Source organism: Photobacterium sp. WH77 (assembly GCF_022014395.1).
Taxonomy (GTDB): Bacteria; Pseudomonadota; Gammaproteobacteria; order Enterobacterales; family Vibrionaceae; genus Photobacterium; species Photobacterium arenosum.
Genome location: NZ_JAKLTE010000059.1, coordinates 1 through 667, shown reverse-complemented (window position 1 = coordinate 667; position 667 = coordinate 1). Strand labels below are relative to the sequence as shown.

2 protein-coding genes are annotated in these 667 nt (G+C 49.9%); both read right to left on the bottom strand.

The window, feature by feature from the left end; translation table 11 throughout:
• Window positions 1-293 (bottom strand): contractile injection system protein, VgrG/Pvc8 family (locus L6J37_RS21235; protein WP_269093671.1); only part of this gene is annotated, 293 nt, incomplete at its 3' end.
• A gap of 62 nt (window positions 294-355) precedes the next feature.
• A partial coding sequence (gene tssD, locus L6J37_RS21230) for a type VI secretion system tube protein TssD (RefSeq protein ID WP_237796523.1) occupies window positions 356-667 on the bottom strand: 312 nt, incomplete at its 5' end.

The following is a 667-nucleotide window of genomic DNA, read 5'->3' as shown; positions in this document are numbered from 1 at the left end:
AGATCGGGCACCAGCTTTAACTCATAGCGGCTGAACTGGCGACCTGTGCCCAGGAAGCGGGCTTCACTGACTGTGCCATGGAAAACACGGGATACACCGCTCCCCTGACCGAAAAGTTGCAGCACCCCTGCCTTACGGATAACGTCCTCAAAAGCAATATCTGCATCACGTGAAAGCAATGTGACGTTAATTTCAAAAGGTTGAAACAGACGCTCGGTGATCTTAAATTCTTCAACACGGAATTCGTGTTCTGTTTCTTCGATAGAGAAGGAAAATTGAACCGGATTACTCATTACTTTTACCTGATACAACTATGACAAAAGGGGCCGGAACCGGCCCCCATGAATCGGCGTTATTACGCTTCGCGCGGCGTACGCCAGTCGTCGTTACCTGCAGTACCACAGACTTCGTGGGTCACTTCAATGGCGCGGTAAGTCAGTTTCAGTACTTCTTCAACAACACGGTCAGAAGTAGCTGCATCCTGGCAGTGCGCCATACGGGTTTGCATATCAACCAGCAGCGCATCGATCAGTTTGATGGTGTAGTAATGCTCTTGCTTGCCTTGAGTCGAAGTGCGGTAGAAGTTGATGTAAGCTTCTGGCAGCTTCTCACCGCTGACCAATGCGTTGAACAGCAATGGCGAAGTACGGTCTTGCTGCTTAGTCAC